Source organism: Streptomyces sp. NPDC034086 (assembly GCF_055575515.1).
Genome location: NZ_JBVISM010000002.1, coordinates 674995 through 695742, shown reverse-complemented (window position 1 = coordinate 695742; position 20748 = coordinate 674995). Strand labels below are relative to the sequence as shown.

General features: G+C 72.1%; 14 protein-coding genes. 6 read left to right on the top strand and 8 right to left on the bottom strand.

The features are described from left to right. Positions 1-108 precede the first annotated feature (108 nt). Both ACZ514_RS08590 and ACZ514_RS08585 read left to right on the top strand, forming a co-directional pair. Complete coding sequence (locus ACZ514_RS08590) at positions 109-648, top strand: WcaF family extracellular polysaccharide biosynthesis acetyltransferase (RefSeq protein WP_468166387.1); 540 nt, start codon at positions 109-111, stop codon at positions 646-648. Further along, positions 645-1760: a glycosyltransferase gene (locus ACZ514_RS08585; RefSeq protein WP_469124393.1), complete on the top strand. Its 1116-nt coding sequence runs from the start codon at positions 645-647 to the stop codon at positions 1758-1760. The genes ACZ514_RS08590 and ACZ514_RS08585 overlap by 4 nt, the downstream gene beginning before the upstream one ends. Before the next feature lie 52 nt (positions 1761-1812). On the opposite strand, the gene ACZ514_RS08580 is transcribed toward ACZ514_RS08585, so the two are convergent. The 4 genes from ACZ514_RS08580 to gmd form a co-directional block, all read right to left on the bottom strand. Further along, on the bottom strand, positions 1813-2034 hold the full coding sequence (locus ACZ514_RS08580) for a hypothetical protein (protein ID WP_468166383.1): 222 nt from the start codon (positions 2032-2034) through the stop codon (positions 1813-1815). A gap of 98 nt (positions 2035-2132) precedes the next feature. After that, positions 2133-2822, bottom strand: coding sequence for a hypothetical protein (locus ACZ514_RS08575; protein ID WP_469124392.1), 690 nt, complete (start codon positions 2820-2822; stop codon positions 2133-2135). Positions 2823-2904: 82 nt separating this feature from the next. Further along, a complete protein-coding gene (locus tag ACZ514_RS08570) occupies positions 2905-5679 on the bottom strand; it encodes a LamG-like jellyroll fold domain-containing protein (protein WP_469124391.1) in 2775 nt (924 codons plus the stop codon). A 254-nt stretch (positions 5680-5933) separates the two neighbouring features. Beyond that, positions 5934-6947, bottom strand: a complete 1014-nt coding sequence (gene gmd, locus ACZ514_RS08565) for a GDP-mannose 4,6-dehydratase (RefSeq protein ID WP_468166377.1) — start codon at positions 6945-6947, stop codon at positions 5934-5936. Between the two features lie 341 nt (positions 6948-7288). On the opposite strand from gmd, the gene ACZ514_RS08560 reads away from it, so the two are divergent. Next, positions 7289-8233, top strand: coding sequence for a GDP-L-fucose synthase family protein (locus tag ACZ514_RS08560; protein WP_468166375.1), 945 nt, complete (start codon positions 7289-7291; stop codon positions 8231-8233). 32 nt (positions 8234-8265) lie between these two features. Here the strand turns inward: ACZ514_RS08560 and ACZ514_RS08555 are convergent, their stop codons facing one another. Further along, positions 8266-9723, bottom strand: a complete 1458-nt coding sequence (locus ACZ514_RS08555) for an exopolysaccharide biosynthesis polyprenyl glycosylphosphotransferase (protein WP_468166373.1) — start codon at positions 9721-9723, stop codon at positions 8266-8268. A gap of 414 nt (positions 9724-10137) precedes the next feature. Here ACZ514_RS08555 and ACZ514_RS08550 point away from each other — a divergent pair, with 414 nt between their 5' ends. Continuing rightward, positions 10138-12408, top strand: coding sequence for a M4 family metallopeptidase (locus tag ACZ514_RS08550; protein WP_468695872.1), 2271 nt, complete (start codon positions 10138-10140; stop codon positions 12406-12408). Between the two features lie 97 nt (positions 12409-12505). Here the strand turns inward: ACZ514_RS08550 and ACZ514_RS08545 are convergent, their stop codons facing one another. The 3 genes from ACZ514_RS08545 to ACZ514_RS08535 all read right to left on the bottom strand — a co-directional run bounded on the left by ACZ514_RS08545 (position 12506) and on the right by ACZ514_RS08535 (position 16568). Further along, a complete protein-coding gene (locus tag ACZ514_RS08545; protein ID WP_469124390.1) occupies positions 12506-12958 on the bottom strand; it encodes a hypothetical protein in 453 nt (150 codons plus the stop codon). A gap of 222 nt (positions 12959-13180) precedes the next feature. After that, positions 13181-15820 carry an alpha-glucan family phosphorylase gene (gene glgP, locus ACZ514_RS08540; protein ID WP_468695877.1) on the bottom strand — a complete coding sequence of 880 codons (2640 nt, stop codon included), beginning with the start codon at positions 15818-15820 and terminating at the stop codon, positions 13181-13183. Positions 15821-15896: 76 nt separating this feature from the next. Continuing rightward, on the bottom strand, positions 15897-16568 hold the full coding sequence (locus ACZ514_RS08535) for a GNAT family N-acetyltransferase (protein WP_469124389.1): 672 nt from the start codon (positions 16566-16568) through the stop codon (positions 15897-15899). 332 nt (positions 16569-16900) lie between these two features. On the opposite strand from ACZ514_RS08535, the gene ACZ514_RS08530 reads away from it, so the two are divergent. Beyond that, entirely contained in the window at positions 16901-18895 is a 1995-nt protein-coding gene (locus ACZ514_RS08530; protein ID WP_469124388.1) for an alpha-1,4-glucan--maltose-1-phosphate maltosyltransferase, read from the top strand. Next, positions 18892-20598 carry a maltose alpha-D-glucosyltransferase gene (gene treS, locus ACZ514_RS08525; protein WP_468166361.1) on the top strand — a complete coding sequence of 569 codons (1707 nt, stop codon included), beginning with the start codon at positions 18892-18894 and terminating at the stop codon, positions 20596-20598. Before ACZ514_RS08530 ends, treS begins: the two co-directional genes overlap by 4 nt. Positions 20599-20748: the final 150 nt, after the last annotated feature.

The following is a 20748-nucleotide window of genomic DNA, read 5'->3' as shown; positions in this document are numbered from 1 at the left end:
GTCCGTGGCCACTGTTGCCCCCACCCCTGTAAGTGATCAGCGCGCAGTTTAGTCTGAGCGTCCGGCGCCCGGGGAGGCGCGCCCGGGGCGGACGACGAGGGGCGACTGTTGCGCGATCTTCCTGCTTTCACGCTGGCCGGATACGACAAGGGGCGGGGGCCGCTGACGCAGGCCCTGTGGTTCGCCGTGATGAACACCCTCTTCATGGCCTGGTTCTGTCCCGCGCGGCTGCGCGTGGCGCTGCTGCGGGCCTTCGGGGCGAAGATCGGCGAGGGGGTGCTGATCCGGCACCGGGTGCGCGTGCTGTGGCCGTGGAAGCTGGAGGTCGGCGACCACACGTGGATCGGCGAGGGCGTCTGGCTGCTCAACCTGGAGCCGCTGACCATCGGTTCGCACGTGTGCCTCTCGCAGGAGTCGATGCTGTGCACCGGCTCGCACGACCACCGGGCCGCCGACTTCCGCTACCGCAACGCCCCGATCACCGTCGAGGACGGCGCGTGGGTGGCCGTACGGGCCACCGTGCTGGCGGGCGTGACCGTGGGCCGCTGCGCGGTCGCGGGCGCGGGCGCGGTCGTGCACCGGGACCTGCCGGCCCTGACCCTGCAGACCCAGGACGGGCGCCGGCGCCCGGTGGAGGAGCCGAAGTGAGAGTCCTGCACGCCGTCACCCTGCACTCCCCCTCGCACGCCTTCGGTGGCCCCGTACGGGTCGCCCTGAACCTGGCCGCGGGGCTCCGGGCGCGCGGTCACGAGGCGCGGCTCCTCGCGCTCGGGGAGGGCTTCGATCCCTGGCCGACCGCGGTGGAGGGGGTCCCGGCGAAGCTGTTCCCGGCCCGCCGGCTGCTGCCCCTCGGCTTCAGCGGGATGACCTCGCCGGCCCTGCTGGCCTCGGCGGGCCGCCTGGTCCGGGACGCCGACGTCGTCCACGTCCACCTGGCCCGGGACCTGGTCACCCTGCCCGTGGCCCTGGCGGCGCTGCGGGCCCGCAAGCCGCTGGTGCTCCAGACCCACGGCATGGTGGACCCGAGCGGGAAGGTCCTGGCCAAGGTCCTCGACGCGGTGGCGGTACGCCGCCTGCTGCGCGGCGCGGACGCGGTGCTGTACCTGACCCCGCACGAGCGGGAGGGGCTCGACGCGGTGGCCGGCTCGCCGCTGGCGCGGGCCGTCCGGCTGGTCAACGGCACGCCGGCGCAGGAGGAGCGCCCGCCGCCGGCGGGTCCGCCGCGCATCCTGTACTCGGCGCGGCTCCAGTCCCGCAAGCGGCCGGTGGACTTCGTGGACGCGGCCCCGGCGGTGCTCGCCGTCCACCCCGGCGCGCAGTTCGTGGTGGCCGGCCCGGACGAGGGCGAGGCCGCGGCGGTCCGGGCCCGGATCGACGCCCTCGGCCTGGGCGACCGGTTCACGGTGCCGGGCGCCCTGTCCACCGCCGGGGTGCTGGCGGAGCTGCGCCGCGCCCACGTCTACGTACTGCCCTCGGTGGACGAACCGTTCCCCATGTCGGTCCTGGAGGCCCTCGCGGTGGGCGTCCCCGCGGTGGTCACCCACTCCAACGGCCTGGCCCGCGACATCGCGGCGGCCGGCGCGGGCCGCGCCGTCGAGCCCGGCCCGCGGGACGTGGCGCGGGCGGTCCTCGACCTGCTGGCCCCCGCCGAGAACGCGAGCGCCTCGGCGGCCGCCCGCGAACTGGCCGCGGCGTCCTTCTCGATGGACGCCGTACTGGACACCCTGCTCGGCGTCTACGAGGGGGCCGTCCGCCCCTGAGGACGGGGGCCGCCGCCCCGGCCGCCACGGCGGGAGTCCGGCGCGTGAAGGATCAGAGGTCGCCCCGGTGGTGGTGTTCCTCCACCACCGGGAAGGCGGCCGTGGCGCGGCGGCGCTTGAGGACGCTCGCGTAGACGCCGAGGCCGACGCAGCCGGCCGCCATCATGATCAGGCCGACGAGGTCGAGGTTGACGCTCTCCAGCTCCCAGTCGCTCGCGAAGGTGAGGACGGCCCCCACCACGATCAGGGCGATGCAACCGCCGATGCCCCGCATAGGATTCGCCTCCGTCTGTCGTGTGACGGCGCGGTTACCCGCAAGACGGGCGCGGAAACGCCCGCGGGGTCAAGGCCGTTGCGCGGACGGGGCGGTGCTCACGCCGGGAGCCAGGCGTAGCAGCCCGTCGAGGTGAAGCGGTCCGCTCCGGAGGGGACGGTGGCCGTGATCCTCTCGCCCGCCTTGGGCGGGGCTTCCGGGCCCGAGGCGAGGACGGAGCCGTCCTTGGCCCTGATCTCCCAGGTGCACGTGGTGCTTTGGGTCAGGGCCCGGTAGGTGCCGGGGGCGGGGGCGGTGCGGGAGCCGTCGCCGAAGCCCTTCTCCGCCATCTCCAGGACGGGCTTCTGCTCCGGGCAGAGCAAGGTGATCGCGTCCCCGGCACCGGTGACCTCGCCGGAGATGACGGCCGCGGCCGCGGCTTCCCTGTCCCGCTTGGCGGTGCGCTCCACGCGCTGGCAGGTCTCCTGGCCGATCTGGAGGACGGCCGCCGGGTCCGTCTTCTCCGGGACGCGTCCGCTCAGGTACTTCTTCTCGTTGTCCTTGAAGCTGCCCGTCTTCGGGGTGAGCTTCGCGTCCGGCAGGACCGGGCCCGTCGGCTTCGCGTCGGGCGGGGCCGCCGCGGTGGGCCCGGTGGTGGCGTCCGCCGGGTCGGGGGCGGAGGACGGGGCCGGCGGCTTGGGGTCGGCGGTCCGGGCGGCGCCGGACGCGCCGTCGTCGGCGGAACTGCAGCCGGTCAGCGTGAGGGCGGCGGCGAGCAGGACGGCGGCCGCCGCGGAGCGTCGGTACATCAGGTGGCTCCCGTACGTACTGGGTGGGTGGGCGTACGGGGCCCGGCGCGTGGTGCGCCGGGCCCCGTACGCCGTCAGGCGGTCACTTCTGGCCGAAGGTGAGGACCAGCTGCGGGGCGGCGTCCGCGGCGGTGGACTCCGAGGACCAGATCCACAGCGGGTCGGTGCCCGAGCCGGTCAGGCCGAGGCCGTAGCTGCCGCCCAGCACCGCGGAGACCGCGGCGGTGTCCAGTTCGACGCTCTGGACGGCCGAGCCGTCCGGCACGCCCGCGATGCTGCCGAGCGGGGTGGTGCCGAGGGTGGGCTTGGTGGTGAACGTCGTGCCCTCGCCGCTCCAGCTGCCGGTGACGGGGACCACGGAGACGGTGTCGACGGTGCCCGCACCGGTCTGGGTGGAGGTCTTGAACTGGAGGGAGGCGGCCTTCAGGACCTGTCCGGCCGGGGCGGCCGGGAGGGTGAAGCGCAGGTACGTCTCGTACGCCGAGGTCCCGCGCACCGCGAGGGAGGACGACGTGCCGTAGGCGGTGCCCGGGGCGCCCTGGTTGACGTAGGTGTCCTCGGAGACGGCGACCCTGGCGACCGTGTCCGTGGGTGCCTTGGCCAGGTCGAAGTGGGACTTGACCTGGGCCTGGGTGAGCGCCGACGGGTAGACGGCGGTCTCGTCGATCTGCCCGGCGAAGAAGTTGCTCGTCGGGCGGCTCGGCCAGCCGCTGAGGTTGTCGCCGCCCACGTGCCAGTAGCCGGCGTACGCGGTGGAGGTGGTGGCGCTGTTGGTGCCCTTGTTCTGGCCGTCCACGTACAGGGTCATGCCGCCGGGGCCCTGGGTGCCGACGACGTGGTGCCACTTGTTGTCGTTGTACGTCTCGAACAGGCCGGTGGAGACGGTGCGGGCCGAGCCGTTGTAGACGCCGAAGACGAGGCGGCCGGTGTTGGTCATGTACAGCTGCTTGTCGAAGGAGCCGCTGTTGTTGACCGTGTTGTTGCCGAAGCCGATCAGCTTGCCGCCGCGCGTGGTGTTCGTCTTGAACCAGGTCTCGACGGTGAAGGCACTGCCGACGAACTGCCGGTGGTCGCTGTACACCTGCTGGCTGGTGCCGTTGAAGCCCATGGCGGTGCTGGTGCCGCTGACGGCGCCGGGGCTCAGGCGCAGCGCGGGCGCGTTGACCTGGATGCCGCTGGTGTTGCCGCCGTCGGAGGAGTCGGCGACGTACGGGCTGACCGTGTCGTCGTAGCGCCAGTACAGCTGGGCGCCGTCCGCGCGGACCTTGTCCGGGTAGGCCTGGACCGAGACCGGGACGGTCACCGAGGCGGTCGCCGACAGGGCGCTGGTGTTGCCGGCGGCGTCGGTGGCGGTCACCCGGTAGGTGTAGGACTGGCCCGCCTTGACGGTGGTGTCGGTCCAGGAGGCCTGCGGGCGCTCGAACTCCAGGGAGTCGGCGGTCGTGGTGTGGACCGGGGTGGCCGAGCCGTTGCGGTAGATCCGGTACGTGAGCCTGCTGTCGTCCTGGTCGTAGCTGGTGCGCCAGCGGACCTGGGCCTCGCCGGGCCTGACGCTGGCGGCGCTGGCGACGGGGGTGGTCGGCGCGCCGATGTCACCGGTGCCGGCGAAGCGGGTCAGGGCCTGCTGGGGGCGGCCGTTGATGAGGGTGAACTCACCGCCGGCCCAGAGGTACTTGACGCCGTTCTTCTCAGCGACGGACATGACGCGGGGGCCGATGCCCTCGCCCACACCGTCGTTGGCGGTGGGGTGCCAGCCGAGCTTGCGCGGGCCGCGCACGAAGCCGTCCACGGGTGCGGGGGCGGTGCCGGTGTGGTCGGTGGGCTGGGCGAGGAAGAAGTGGCGTTTCCCGTCCGGGAATTCGAGCTCGGTGGAGCAGTCGTGGGCGTGCGAGGAGCTGTAGAGGACCCCGTCGTACGGCAGCACGTACTGGGTCGCGCCGAGGCAGCGGTCGCGCCACTTCTCCGTGAAGTCGGGGTTCAGGGCGAGGCGGCCGTCGAAGACGCCGCCGCCGGAGCCCTCGTTGCCGGTGTAGTAGCCCGTCGCGTCGGCGGCTATGTGCTTGACCACCGAGTTGGACGGGATGGTGGCGTACGTCTTGGCGACCGCGCCCGTGGTGGCGTCGACGACCGCGAGCGCGTGGGTGTTGGCCCCGTTGACGGTGAAGAAGTCGCCGCCGAGCAGGACGTTCTTGCCGTCGTTGCTGACCTTGACGGCCCGGCCGGGCTCGTCCGCGTGGGCGGTGAAGGGTTTGAGGGCACCGGAGGCCGCGTCGACCGCGGCGAACCGCTCGCGGGTCTGGCCGTCGACGGTGCCGAAGTCGCCGGCCACGTAGAGGGTGTCGTCGGTGACGTCGAGCGCGCGCACGGTGGCGGGCACGCCCGGGTGGAACGAGGCCTTGGGGGTGCAGCTCTCGATGTCGATCGCGGCGAGGCTGGAGACGGGGGTGCCGTTGACGGCGCCGAAGTAACCGCCGGCGTACAGGGTCTTCCCGTCCTTGGAGACGGCCAGCGCCCGGACGGTCGCGCTGCCGTCGCCCACGGTGAAGGCCAGCTTGCAGGAGGTGGGACTGCCCGTCTCGGCGTCCAGGGCGACGAAGTTGACCGCTTCCTGCTCGGTGCCGCCGGCGCCGTCGGGCGGCCGGACGGCCGAGAAGGTGCCGCCGGCGAAGACGGTGCCGTTCGCCTGCTCCATGGCGAAGACGACGCCGTTCGGCTGCCAGGTGGGCAGCTCGTCGGCGGTGAACGCCACCGGCGGTGTGATGGCCGACGCCTCGGGCATCAGCACCAGGCCGAGTCCCGTGCCGGCGCCGGCCAGTGACAGTGCGAGGGCAGCAGTCAGCCCTCTGGATCTACGCATGGGCCCCCCAGGGCTTTCGCCCGGTTTGATGGCTGGAACTATCCGAACAGCCATATGTACTGGCGCAGACTAGGGCTCACGTGAGGCCCGGTCACCTCACTTGACCCATTGCATACCAACTTGGAATCAACGGGGTTCAGGCTGGAGGGTGCACGGTGGACATACGGCGGGTACGCGCCCGGCCACACCCGTACGGAGCCCTGAGCTCGCGGGAATGGCCGGGACACGGCAAATCGTAGGGGAAGCCGGACGCCTCAGCGGTCGATCCGCACGGTCGCGCCCGCCAGTTGGTCCTCGACCTGCCGAACATCGGCGTCGACCATGATCCGCGCCAGCTCGGGCACCAGCACCGTCGGCTTCCAGCCAAGGACCTCCCGCGCCTTGGAGGCGTCGCCGATGAGGGCGTCGACCTCACTGGGGCGCTCGTACTTGGCGTCGTAGCGCACGTGCTCGGTCCAGTCGAGGCCGGCGTGGGCGAAGGAGGACTCCACGAACTCCCGCACGGTGGCGGCGACTCCGGTGGCGACCACGTAGTCGGTGGGCTCGTCCTGCTGGAGCATGCGCCACATCGCGTCGACGTACTCGGGGGCGTAGCCCCAGTCGCGGACGGCGTCGAGGTTGCCGAGGTAGAGGTGGTCCTGGAGCCCGGCCTTGATGCGGGCGACGGCGCGGGTGATCTTGCGGGTCACGAAGGTCTCGCCGCGGCGGGGCGACTCGTGGTTGAAGAGGATCCCGTTGACGGCGAACATGTCGTACGCCTCCCGGTAGTTCACCGTCGTCCAGTACGCGAAGACCTTGGCCGCGCCGTACGGGCTGCGCGGGTGGAAGGGGGTGTCCTCGTTCTGCGGGGGCGGGGTGGAGCCGTACATCTCGGAGGAGGACGCCTGGTAGATCCGGGTGTCGACACCGCTGGCCCGGATGGCCTCCAGCAGGCGCAGCGCGCCGAGCCCGGTCACGTCGCCCGTGTAGAGGGGGGCGTCGAAGGAGACGCGGACGTGCGACTGGGCACCGAGGTTGTAGACCTCGTCGGGGCGTATGTCGCGCAGCAGGTTCACCAGGGCGACGCCGTCGGAGAGGTCGGCGTGGTGCAGCACGAAGGAACGGTTCGCCGTCTGCGGGTCCTGGTAGACGTGGTCGATCCGCTCCGTGTTGAAGCTGGAGGACCGCCGCACGAGCCCGTGCACCGTGTAGCCCTTGGAGAGCAGGAGCTCGGCGAGGTACGAGCCGTCCTGCCCGGTGACGCCGGTGATCAGTGCGGTCTTGCCCATGTGGGGTCCCCCTGGGGTCGGTTGCTGTTCTGGCCGGGGCCGCGCCCCGGTGTCTGCGTGCGGCCCGGCCGGCCGCTGGTCGTGTGCGGCCGCGCGGGACCGGCGGCCGCACGGCGGCCGCCCCCCGTTCCCGGCGACCGGATGGGTACCGTACACGCCGGGCCGGCCGCCACCGGGGCCGCCGGTGACCGGGACGCCGACCGGCGTGGTGCGCACCGCGCATGACGGTGCGTCCCGTGGACGCGGTCCGCGGGCCGGAGGGCCGGCCGCTCCCGGCCGATGCCCGGCGGGATCCGGGCTCCCCGGGGACCGGCCGTGAGCGGGCTGGCATCATCGGCGGTATGACACCTTCGCAGCCCCTCCTGCCCCCGCACGCCCGCGTCTTCGTCGCCGGACACCGCGGCCTCGTGGGGTCCGCGGTCGCGCGCCGCCTCACCGCCGACGGCCACGAGGTGCTCACCCGCGGCCGCGCCGACCTCGACCTGCGCGACGCCGCCGCGACGGAGGCGTACCTGCGGGACGTCCGCCCCGACGCCGTCGTGCTGGCCGCCGCCAAGGTCGGCGGGATCATGGCGAACAGTACGTACCCGGTGCAGTTCCTGGAGGACAACCTCAGGATCCAGCTCAGCGTCATCGCCGGAGCGCACGCCGCCGGCGTGGGCCGTCTGCTGTTCCTCGGCTCCTCCTGCATCTACCCGAAGCTGGCCCCGCAGCCCATCACCGAGGACGCCCTGATGACGGGCCCCCTGGAGCCCACGAACGAGGCCTACGCCCTCGCGAAGATCGCCGGCATCGTCCAGGTCCAGTCGTACCGCAAGCAGTACGGGGCCTCGTACATCTCCGCGATGCCCACGAACCTCTACGGCCCCGGGGACAACTTCGACCTCCAGTCCTCGCACGTGCTGCCCGCCCTCATCCGCCGCTTCCACGAGGCGGCGGCCGAGGGCCGCGAGGAGGTCGCCCTGTGGGGCAGCGGCACCCCGCGCCGGGAGTTCCTCCACGTGGACGACCTGGCGGCCGCCTGCGCGGTGCTGCTGGAGCGCTACGACGGCGACGAGCCCGTCAACATCGGCTGCGGGGAGGACCTCACGATCAGGGAACTGGCCGAGACGGTCGCCGAGGTGACCGGCTTCCGGGGCAGGCTGGCCTGGGACACGTCGAAGCCGGACGGGACCCCGCGCAAGCTGCTGGACGTCTCGCGCCTGACCTCGCTGGGCTGGAAGCCGGGCATCGCGCTGCGGGACGGCATCGACGCCACCTACCGCTGGTGGCTGGCTCAGGGCTGACGGTCTCGAGGGGGGACTCAACGGGCCGCCCCTCAGTAGGCTCCGCGACCGTCGACGACGGCGCGGAGCGTACGGCCCATCACGTCGACATCGCTGGTGAAGGACCAGTTGTCCACGTACTGCAGGTCGAGCTGAATCGTTTCGTCCCAGGACAGGTCCGACCGCCCGCTGATCTGCCACAGCCCGGTCATCCCGGGCCGTACGGTGAGCCGGCGCCGCTCGACCGCGTCGTAAGCGGCCACTTCCTCGGGCAGCGGCGGCCGGGGGCCGACCAGCGACATGCTGCCCGTCAGTACGTTGACCAGCTGCGGCAGTTCGTCCAGCGAGGTGCGGCGCAGCAGCCGGCCCACCCGGGTGACGCGGGGGTCGCGGCGCATCTTGAACATCAGGCCGTCGTTCTCGTTGGCCCCCGCCAGGTCGGCCTTGCGGCGCTCGGCGTCCACCACCATCGTGCGGAACTTCCACATGACGAAGGGGACGCCGTCGCGCCCGACGCGCCGCTGGCTGTAGAAGGCCGGTCCGTTCGAGCCGAGGCGGATGGCCAGGACGAGTGCGAGGAACAGCGGCGCCAGCAGGAGGAGTCCGAGGGCCGCTCCCGCCCGGTCGAACACCGCCTTGAGCAGGGGCTGCACCCCCCGCCGCACGGGCGGCGCGACCCGCAGCAGGGCGAGTCCGCCGGCCGAGAGGGTCTCCAGCCGCTTGACGGACACCTCCACGAGTCCGGGGAAGACGGCCAGTTCGAGGCCCTCGTCGTGCAGGGCCCACGCGACCCGGCGCAGCCGCTCCCCCGCGATCCGCGCCCCGGGCGCCACGAGCACCAGGTCGGCGTGGTGGCTGCGGACGGCTCCCAGCACGGCGGCGGCGTCCCCGTCCGGGGCCTGCGGCATCGAGGCGTCCAGCCGGGCCGCGACGGGCATGCCCCCGGTGAGGGTCCCCTCGCCGACGGGGACGACGCCGACGGCGACGTAGGGGTGGTCGGTGCGCGCGGCGAGGTGCGCGATGACGTGCTCGGCGGCGGCGGGCTCGCCCACCACCAGTACCCGGCTGACGGCCTGTGCCTCGCGGCGGGCGGCGGAGAGGTGGTGGTACGTCAGTTTGTGCCGGGCGACGGTGACCAGGAGCGCGGGCAGCAGCGCGCCGAGGGCGGCGAGCCGGGGGGTGTCCTCCGCCGTCACCACCCGGGCGACGGCCAGGACACCGATCAGAATCAGCCAGTCGTGCAGCACGGGCAGCACCCCGCGGGACTCGCCGAGCACGCGTACGGCGTACCGTCGGCGCAGGGCCTGCACCGCGGTCCAGGCGAGTGCCGCGCCGAGGGCGCAGTACCCGGGCCTGGCCTGCCCGGCCGCCTCGAAGACCAGGCCCACGGGGACGGCGGCGCCGATGAGGTCGGCGCCCACGGCGGCGGGCAGGTACCACCGCGCCTTGTCGCCGAGCCGTCGCACCGGGGCCGCGGCCGGGCCGTCGGGCGCGGTGGTCTCCCCGGCCATTCTTTGCGCAGGAAAATGGACATGCCTCATGGGCCCCCCTGGCACGTGGTCAATGTCGGTGGTGCCTGTCCACTGCTTCCCCTGGCAGCGAACATCTGTCGCACCGGGAAACAGTACGACAAACGCCCGTACGGGAGATGCCGTTCGGGTGAACACGGCCACGCGACGCCCCCCGGTCACCAGAAGACGACAGCCGTTCCGTCAGCCGGAGCGATCCCTTCCCCTGCCAAGGTGAATAGTTCGCATACCGGATACGTATCTTCGGACAACGGACTGTTTCCGGCCAACCTTTTGATGTGGCCCTGACATCGCAGCCCGCAGGTGGCACTCTTCGATCCGTTCATCGCACCAGCCCTGATCTGCCCGGAGGCCCACCCAGCCATCCGGAACCCCCCCTTGCAGAAGGAGTCTGCGTTGAGTCCCACCCCCCAGCGGCGTGCCACCGCGGCCGGCGCACTCGTTGCCGCGGCCGCACTGCTCGCCGTAGGCATACAGGCCGGTACCGCCACCGCCGACGCCACCGCGTCGCAGGCTGCCCGCGCGGCCGCCCAGCCCAACCCGGGCGCGGCCCCCGCCGTACTCAGCGCTTCGGAGCGTGCGACGCTCATCACCGAGGCCACCTCGACGTCCGCCCAGGCCGCCAAGGCGCTCGGCCTCGGCGGCGCCGAAAAGCTGATCGTCCGCGACGTCGTCAAGGACGCGGACGGCACCACGCACACCACCTACGAGCGGACCTACGACGGTCTTCCCGTCCTCGGCGGCGACCTCACCGTCCACGCCAAGGGCGGCGTCACCAAGAGCGTCACCAAGGCGACCCAGCACGAGATCAAGGTCGCCGACACCACCGCCACGGTCACCCCGGCCGCCGCCGAGGGCCAGGCCGTCTCGGCCGCGAACGCCGAGGGCTCCAAGCAGACCAAGGCCGACAAGGGCGCCCGCAAGGTGATCTGGGCCGCGGACGGCGTCCCGGTCCTCGCCTTCGAGACCGTCGTCGGCGGTCTCCAGGACGACGACACCCCCAGCCAGCTGCACGTGATCACCAACGCCAAGACCGGCGCGAAGATCGCCCAGTGGCAGGGCGTCCAGACCGGCACCGGCAACACCCAGTACAGCGGCCAGGTCACCCTCGGCAGCTCGCAGTCGGGCAGCAACTGGACGCTGACCGACGCCGGCCGCGGCAGCCACAAGACCTACAACCTGAACCGGGGCACCTCCGGCACCGGCACCCTGTTCTCCGGTCCGGACGACATCTGGGGCAACGGCCTCCCCTCCAACACGGAGACCGCCGGCGCGGACGCCCACTACGGCGCCCAGGTCACGTGGGACTACTACAAGAACGTCCACGGCCGCAACGGCCTGCGCAACGACGGCGTCGCCCCGTACAGCCGGGTCCACTACGGCAACGCGTACGTCAACGCCTTCTGGGACGACTCCTGCTTCTGCATGACCTACGGCGACGGTGACGCCAACAGCAAGCCGCTCACCTCGATCGACGTGGCCGCGCACGAGATGACCCACGGCCTGACCTCGGTCACCGGAAACATGACCTACAGCGGCGAGCCCGGCGGTCTGAACGAGGCCACCTCCGACATCATGGCGGCGGCGGTCGAGTTCTACGCCAACAACCCGCAGGACGCCGGCGACTACCTCGTCGGCGAGAAGATCGACATCCGCGGCAACGGCACCCCGCTGCGCTACATGGACAAGCCGAGCAAGGACGGCTCCTCGAAGGACGCCTGGTACTCCGGCATCGGCGGCATCGACGTCCACTACTCCTCGGGCCCGGCCAACCACTGGTACTACCTGGCCTCCGAGGGCTCCGGCGCCAAGGTGATCAACGGCGTGAGCTACGACTCGCCGACCTCCGACGGCCTCCCGGTCACCCCGATCGGCCGCGACGCCGCCTCGAAGATCTGGTTCCGCGCGCTGACGGTCGGCTACTTCAAGTCGACGACCAACTACGCCGACGCCCGCACCCAGACGCTGCGGGCCGCCGCCGACCTGTACGGCCAGGGCTCGGCCACGTACAACAACGTCGCCAACGCCTGGGCCGCCATCAACGTCGGTCCGCGCATCAACGACGGCGTGACGGTCACCCCGATCGCCAACCAGACCACCCAGATCAACACGGCGGTCAGCCTCCAGGTCCAGGCGACCAGCACCAACCCGGGTGCGCTGACCTACTCGGCGACCGGTCTCCCGGCCGGCCTGTCGATCAACTCCTCGACCGGTCTGATCTCCGGTACGGCCACCACCGCGGCCACGTCCAACGTGACCGTCACCGTGACCGACTCGGCGTCCAAGACGGGCACGGCGTCCTTCACCTGGACCGTCGGCACGGCGCAGCAGAACGTGTTCGAGAACACCACCGACTACGCGATCGCCGACAACGCGACCGTCGATTCCCCGATCACGGTGACCCGGACCGGCAACGCCCCGAGCACCCTCAAGGTGGACGTCAACATCGTCCACACCTACATCGGTGACCTGAAGGTCGACCTGGTCGCCCCCGACGGCACCCTCTACAACCTGCACAACCGCGCCGGCGGCAGTGCGGACAACATCATCAAGAGCTTCACGGTGAACGCCTCGTCCGAGGTCGCCCAGGGCGTCTGGAAGCTCCGGGTCAACGACAACGCGAGCCTGGACACCGGAAAGATCGACAGCTGGAAGCTCACCTTCTGACCCCACCGGGGCCGGTCGTGAACCACAGCTGAACCGCCAGACCACGGGGCCGCCCGGGAGAAGACCTCCCCGGGCGGCCCTGTCCCATGCCGCGGTCCTAGTCGTCCTGCCAGTCGTCCTGCCGGTCGCCCTGCCAGTCGTCACGCCAGTCGTCACGGCCGTCGTGGTGGCCGTGGTGGTGGCCGCTCGGCTTGAAGTACACCGACCGGACCGACAGGTCGTGCGCCCGCTCGCCCGGCCGGAGCGCCTCCACCGCCTCGCCGCCGCAGCTGCCGTCCTCGTACAGGAGGGCGAGGGACTCCGTCTCGTTGGCCACCCAGAAGGCGGGCCGGTTGCGCGAGGTGCCCGTCAGCCGGTAGCAGGTGTCGTTGTCGGCGGGCTCGATCGTCCTGCGGCGCACGTCGCCGTCGCCGCCGGTGAACCGGTAGTGCAGCTCACCGAGGGCGGGGCGGTCACGGTCGTGGCCGTGGGCCAGTGACGGGCCGGCGGCCGGCAGGACGAGCGCGCAGGAGGCGGCCAGGGCGGCCGCGGCGGTGGAACGAAGACGCATGTGAGGGTCCGTTTCTCGGGTGCGGGGACACCGGCTCCGGTGGACGTCCCGGGGCAGTCTCGGAGCGCACCGGCCGCCGGCGGGCTGCCATGCACAGCACGCTCGAAGCTTCACCCTCCCGGCACGCGCGCGCACCGCCACGGCGTCCGTACGGGTGTACGGACGCCGTGGCGGCCGGGCGGCCCGGGGCCCCGCGCACCGGGACCCCGGCGCGTCAGGACCTCAGCGCATCAGGACCCCGCCCAGCGACGCCTCGCTGCCCACCGGCGCCGCGACCAGGCCCAGCTCGGCGGGGCTGGCCAGCAGCGGGTGCGCCGGCAGGACGCGCACGGTGTAGCCGAAGGGCCCGGTCCGGTCGAGGGCGAGCGGGCCCTCGTAGACCCAGCGCCCCTCCAGGTCGGGGCCGGCCGCGGGCTTGAGCGGGAAGGCCCGCCCGTCCCGGATCACGTCCTGGGCGTCGACCCGCCCCGCGACGGCCTGCACCTCCACGTCCTCCGGGGTGAGCGCGTCCAGCGCCACCCGCACCCGCAGCGTGAGCGTGGCGCCCAGCTCGGCGGTGCCCCCCACGGGCGCGGCGGCGACGGCCTCCACGTGCTCGACGGCCACCTCCGGCCAGGAGGCCCTGACCCGGCCCTTCCACCAGGCGAGGTCCCGCGCGGTGTCGGGGGTCAGGGTCCGGTGGGAGAGCGCGGCGGGGGCGTAGAGGCGCTCCACGTACTCCCGCACCATCCGCCCCGCGAGCACCTTCGGCCCCAGGGAGACCAGGGTGCGCCGGACCATCTCGATCCAGCGCACGGGCAGCCCGGCCCGGCCGTCCCGGTCGTAGAAGCGGGGCGCGACCCGCTCCTCGATCAGCTCGTAGAGGGCGCCCGCCTCCAGGTCGTCGCGGCGGTCCTCGTCCGTGCCGAGCCCGTCGGCCGTGGGGATGGCCCAGCCGAAGTCGGGTTCGAACCACTCGTCCCACCAGCCGTCCAGCACGGACAGGTTGAGGCAGCCGTTGAGGGCGGCCTTCATCCCGCTGGTCCCGCAGGCCTCCAGCGGGCGCAGCGGGTTGTTCAGCCAGACGTCGCAGCCCGGGTAGAGCTTCTGCGCCATGGCCATCCCGTAGTCCGGCAGGAAGACGATGCGGTGGCGCACGCGCGGGTCGTCGGAGAAGCGCACCAGCTCCTGCACGAGCCGCTTGCCGCCGTCGTCGGCCGGGTGCGCCTTGCCGGCGACGACGATCTGCACCGGGCGCTCCGGGTGCAGCAGCAGCCGGCGCAGCCGTTCGGGGTCGCGCAGCATCAGCGTGAGCCGTTTGTACGAGGGCACGCGCCGGGCGAAGCCGATGGTCAGCACGTCCGGGTCGAGGACGGTGTCGACCCAGCCGAGTTCGGCGTCGGCGGCCCCGCGCTGCTTCCAGGAGGCGCGCAGCCGGTCGCGCACCTCCTGGACGAGCTGCTCGCGCAGGGTCCGGCGTACGTCCCACACGTCCTGGTCGGCGATCTGCGCGACGGCGTCCCAGCGGGCGGAGGAACCCACCGCGAAGGCGTCCTCGGTCCGTCCGGCCCCGATCTGGCGGGCGCCGAGCCGCATGACCTCGGGGGCGACCCAGGTCGGGGCGTGCACGCCGTTGGTCACGGAGGCGATGGGCACGTCGGCGGCGTCGAAGCCCGGCCAGAGCCCGGCGAACATGCCCCGGCTGACCGCCCCGTGGAGGGTGGAGACGCCGTTGGCCCGCTGGGCGAGGCGCAGGCCCATCACGGCCATGTTGAACACCCCGGGGTCGCCGCCGGGGTAGGACTCGGCGCCCAGTTCGAGGATCCGCTCGGCGGGTACGCCGGCCAGCTCGCCGCCCTCGCCGAAGTGGCGGGCGACCAGGGAGCGGTCGAAGCGGTCGATGCCGGCGGGCACGGGGGTGTGGGTGGTGAACACGGTTCCGGCGCGTACGGCCTCGACGGCGGCGTCGAAGCCGAGGCCGTGTTCGCCGTCCAGTTCCCTTATGCGTTCCAGTCCGAGGAAGCCGGCGTGTCCCTCGTTGGTGTGAAAGACCTCGGGGTCGGCGTGGCCGGTGATCCGGCAGTACGCCCGCACGGCGCGGACCCCGCCGATGCCGAGCAGCATCTCCTGGAGCAGCCGGTGGTCGCTGCCGCCGCCGTAGAGGCGGTCGGTCACCTCGCGGGCGCCGGCGTCGTTGTCCTCGACGTCGGAGTCGAGCAGGAGCAGCGGCACCCGCCCGACGCGGGCCTGCCAGATGTGCGCGTGCAACGACCGTCCGCCGGGGAGGGTGAGCGTCACCCGGGCGGGGGTGCCGTCCTCCTGCCTCAGCAGGGACAGGGGCAGCTCGTGCGGGTCGAGCACCGGGTAGTGCTCCTGCTGCCATCCGTCGCGCGAGAGCGACTGGCGGAAGTAGCCGTGCCGGTAGAGCAGGCCGACGCCGATGACCGGGACGCCCAGGTCGCTGGCGGCCTTGAGGTGGTCCCCCGCGAGGATGCCGAGCCCGCCGGAGTACTGGGGCAGGGCGGCGGTGATGCCGAATTCGGGGGAGAAGTAGGCGATGGCGGCCGGGAACCCGGCGCTGTTCTCGTGGGTCTGGTACCACCTCGCGCCGTGGAGGTAGTCGTCGAGGTCGGCGGCGACGACGGCCAGCCGCCGCAGGAAGCGCCGGTCGGCGGCGAGTTCCCCGAGCCGGGCGGCGGGCACGGAGCCGAGCAGCCGGACGGGGTCGCCGCCGGCGGCCTGCCAGCCCTCGGGGTCGACGGATTGGAAGAGTTCGCGTGTTTCCGTATGCCACGACCAGCGCAGGTTGCGCGCGAGGTCGGCGAGCGGCATCAGGGGTTCGGGGAGGACGGGGCGCACGGTGAATCGACGGATAGCCTTCACGCGTTCCACCTTCGCAGGGGATGACGGATCGGAGCGACCGCACCACGCTGTGCACCCGCGCTTCGCCCCCGGAAGGCTAGCGCCGCGGGCCGGCTCCGGCCATCCCGCCTCCCGGGACGCCCGCCGGCGCGTCCGTCCGGACGTCCGCCGGCGCGTCCGTCGCGAGGCGGGCGTGGAGGTGCTCGTCGTGCCAGCCGTCGGCGTGCCGGAGCGCGCCGCGCATGGTGCCCTCCAGGGGGAAGCCCGCCCTGAGGGCGACGGCGCAGGAGGCCGGGTTGGCCACGGAGTGGCAGATCCGCAGCCGGTGCACGCCCGCCTCGCGGAAGGCCCATGCGGCCACCGCGGCCACCGCCCGGGGCATCACCCCCCGGCCGCGGCCGTCGGGCAGCAGCCAGTACAGGAACTCCGCGGCGGCGCCCGCCGGGTCGAAGTCGCCGAGACCGATCAGGCCGGCGGCCGGGGAGTCCGGGCGCGGGGACACCGCCCACAGCGCCGCCTCCTGCCGCGTCCACCGCCGGTTCCAGCGGGCGATGCGGGCCGCCGCCGACGCGGGCGTCTCGGGCTCGGGCCGGTTCCAGTGCCGGATGCCGGGGTCCTCGTACGCGGCGACGAGCACCGGGGCGTCCGTCTCCCGCCAGGGCCGCAGCAGCATTCCGCAGGGCAGGTCCAGCACCGGCTGCGGGCCGACGCCCCATGGGGCGGGAGGGGCCGGCGGGGCGAGGGGGGCGGAGGGTATGTCGTTGTCCACCGGCCCATCCTGGCCGACTTGACGGAGCATCGGCGGATGCCGGGCCGTACGCCCGCCGGCCACGTGCCTCTACGTACGAGTAGTTAACCGGCGGCACGGATTGGGCGGGGCGTGAGTGGGAAGGGCTGAGCGGGTAGACGCGGTACCACGCACGGCGCACCCGCCCAAAACCTTTCCCCGCCACCCGAGTGAACGCGGACAGGAGCGGCCATGCCCGCAGCCCAGCCGTCTTCCGAGCGGCTAGAAACAGAGCGAACAGAGCGTGCACTACCAGCCGTGACTCCGGCTGGCCCGTTACCGAGCCCTGCGAACTGCCTCCAGGTGATCCCATCATGATCGGTCGCATTCCCGTGCTGGACGTCCGCCCCGCCGTCGACTGCGGCGCCAGACCCGCCAAGGCGGTCGTGGACGAGGTCTTCGAGATCTCCGCCACCGTGTTCCGCGAGGGCCACGACGCCGTATCCGCCCATGTCGTCCTGCGCGACCCGACCGGACGGCTGCGTCCGCCGGTGCCGCTGCGCGAACTCGCCCCCGGCACCGACCGGTGGGGGGCCCGGGTCTCCGCCGACGCCGAGGGGAGGTGGACCTACACCGTCGAGGCGTGGAGCGATCCGGTCGCCACCTGGCGGGCCCACGCCGCCATCAAGATCCCGGCGGGCCTGGACACCGGCCTGACCCTCCTGGAGGGCGCCGAGCTCTACGAGCGCGCCGCGGCCAGGATTCCCAAGCGGGACGGCCGCCAGGCCGTGCTGGCCGCCGCCGGCACGATGCGCGACGAGGACCGGCCGGCCGCCGAGCGGTACGCGGCCGCGCTGGCGCCCGCGGTGGACGCGGCGCTCGCCCGGCGCCCGTACCGGGAGCTGGTCACGGCCGCCAAGCCGCTGCCCCTGATCGTCGAACGCAAGCGGGCCCTCTTCGGTTCCTGGTACGAGATGTTCCCCCGCTCGGAGGGGGCGGTGGTGGAGCCGGGCAAGGCTCCGGTCAGCGGGACCTTCCGCACCGCCGCCGAACGGCTGCCGGCCATCGCCGACATGGGCTTCGACGTCGTCTACCTGCCGCCGGTCCACCCCATTGGGTCGACCTACCGCAAGGGCCCGAACAACACGCTGTCGGCGGGCAGTTGGGACCCGGGGGTGCCCTGGGCGATCGGTTCGACGGAGGGCGGCCACGACGCCGTCCACCCCGAGCTCGGCACCCTGGAGGACTTCGACGCCTTCGTCGCCCGGGCCCGGGACCTGCGGCTGGAGATCGCCCTGGACTTCGCCCTCCAGTGCTCCCCGGACCACCCGTGGGTGGAGAAGCACCCGGAGTGGTTCCGCCACCGGGCGGACGGGACGATCGCCTACGCCGAGAACCCGCCGAAGAAGTACCAGGACATCTTCCCGGTCCACTTCGACACGGACATGGCGGGCATCGTCGAGGAGACCGTCCGCATCCTGCGCCACTGGATGGACCACGGCGTCCGGATCTTCCGGGTCGACAACCCGCACACCAAGCCGGTCGTGTTCTGGCAGAAGGTGATCGCCGAGATCAACAAGTCGGACCCCGACGTGATCTTCCTGGCGGAGGCCTTCACCCGGCCCGCCATGATGCGCGCGCTCGCCTCGGTCGGCTTCCAGCAGTCGTACACCTACTTCACGTGGCGCAACACCAAGGCCGAGCTGACCGAGTACATGACCGAGCTGACCGGCACCCGTTCGGCCTCCGTGATGCGGCCGAACTTCTTCGTCAACACGCCGGACATCCTCCACGAATACCTCCAGAAGGGCGGCCGGCCCGCCTTCGAGGTCCGGGCGGTCCTCGCCGCCACCCTCTCCCCCACCTGGGGCGTCTACGCGGGCTACGAGCTCTGCGAGAACGAGCCGGTCCGGGAGGGCAGCGAGGAGTACCTGAACTCCGAGAAGTACGAGCTGCGGCCGCGCGACTGGGCCGCCGCCGAACGCGAGGGCCGTTCGATCGCCCCGCTGATCACCACCCTGAACCGGCTGCGCCGGCGCAACCCCGCCCTCCAGCAGCTGCGGGACCTCCACTTCCACCCGACCGACAACGAACAGGTGATCGCCTATTCGAAGCATTCGGGCGGCAATTCCGTACTGGTGGTCGTCAACCTCGATCCGCACCACACCCAGGAGGCGACGGTCTCGTTGGACATGCCGGTACTCGGCCTCGACTGGCACGGGTCCCTCGCGGTGCGCGACGAGCTCACCGGCGAGACCTACCACTGGGGCAGGGCGAACTACGTGCGCCTGGAACCGGGCCGTACACCCGCGCACGTCCTGGCCGTCCTGCGACCGTCCCCGCCCACCGGAGGGTCACCCACCACATGATCATCAACGATCCCGTCCACGACACCTTCGAGGACACCCCCGCCAAGGACCGCGACCCCGACTGGTTCAAGCGGGCCGTCTTCTACGAGGTCCTCGTCCGCTCCTTCCACGACAGCAACGGCGACGGCGTCGGGGACCTCAAGGGGCTCACGGCCAAACTGGACTACCTCCAGTGGCTCGGCGTCGACTGCCTGTGGCTGCCGCCGTTCTTCGCCTCCCCGCTGCGCGACGGCGGCTACGACGTCTCCGACTACACCTCCGTACTGCCCGAGTTCGGCGACCTGGCCGACTTCGTGGAGTTCGTGGACGCCGCGCACACGCGTGGCATGCGGGTGATCATCGACTTCGTCATGAACCACACCAGCGACCAGCACGAGTGGTTCCAGCAGTCGCGCAAGGACCCCGACGGACCGTACGGGGACTACTACATGTGGGCCGACAACGACAAGCAGTACCAGGACGCCCGCATCATCTTCATCGACACCGAGACCTCGAACTGGACGTACGACCCCCTGCGCAAGCAGTACTACTGGCACCGCTTCTTCTCGCACCAGCCGGACCTCAACTTCGAGAACCCGGCCGTGCAGGAGGAGATCATCTCGGCGCTGCGCTTCTGGCTCGACCTCGGCATCGACGGCTTCCGCCTCGACGCCGTGCCCTACCTCTACGCCGAGGAGGGCACCAACTGCGAGAACCTGCCGCGCACCCACCAGCTCCTCAAGCGGGTCCGCGCGGAGATCGACGCGCACTACCCGGACACCGTGCTGCTCGCCGAGGCCAACCAGTGGCCCGAGGACGTCGTCGACTACTTCGGCGACTTCGCGAAGGGCGGGGACGAATGCCACATGGCCTTCCACTTCCCCGTCATGCCGCGCATCTTCATGGCCGTACGAAGAGAGTCGCGCTATCCCGTCTCCGAAATCCTGGCCAAGACCCCGGCGATCCCGGAGCGCTGCCAGTGGGGCATCTTCCTGCGCAACCACGACGAGCTGACCCTCGAGATGGTCACCGACGAAGAGCGCGACTACATGTACGCCGAGTACGCCAAGGACCCGCGCATGCGGGCCAACATCGGCATCCGGCGCCGGCTCGCCCCGCTCCTGGACAACGACCGCAACCAGATGGAGCTGTTCACCGCCCTCCTGCTGTCGCTGCCCGGCTCGCCGGTGCTCTACTACGGCGACGAGATCGGCATGGGCGACAACATCTGGCTCGGCGACCGCGACGGCGTGCGCACCCCCATGCAGTGGACCCCGGACCGCAACGCCGGTTTCTCCTCCTGCGATCCGGGCAGGCTCAACCTGCCGGTCATCATGGACCCGGTCTACGGCTACCAGGTCACCAATGTCGAGGCGGCCATGGCGTCGCCCTCCTCACTGCTGCACTGGACCCGCAGGCTGATCGAGATCCGCAAGGCGAACCCGGCCTTCGGCCTCGGCTCGTACACCGAACTGCCCTCGTCCAACCCGGCGGTGCTCGCGTTCCTGCGCGAGTTCGGGGACGACCTGGTGCTGTGCGTGCACAACTTCTCCCGCTTCGCGCAGCCCACCGAGCTGGACCTGAGGTCGTTCAACGGGCGGGTCCCGGTGGAGCTCACGGGTGACGTGCGCTTCCCGCCGATCGGCCAGTGGCCGTACCTGCTGACCCTGGCGGGCCACGGCTTCTACTGGTTCCGGCTCCGCAGCGACCAGCGCGCCGACTGACGGACCGGCCACGGGGCGGGCACTCCTTTGGGTCAACGGCCCGCCCCTGTACGGATCATCCTGACCCGACACTCGCACATACCGGAGAAGCAACTGCCGCACATCCGGGACACTCTGCGCATTCTGTGACGGCCCGGGGAAAGGACGCGA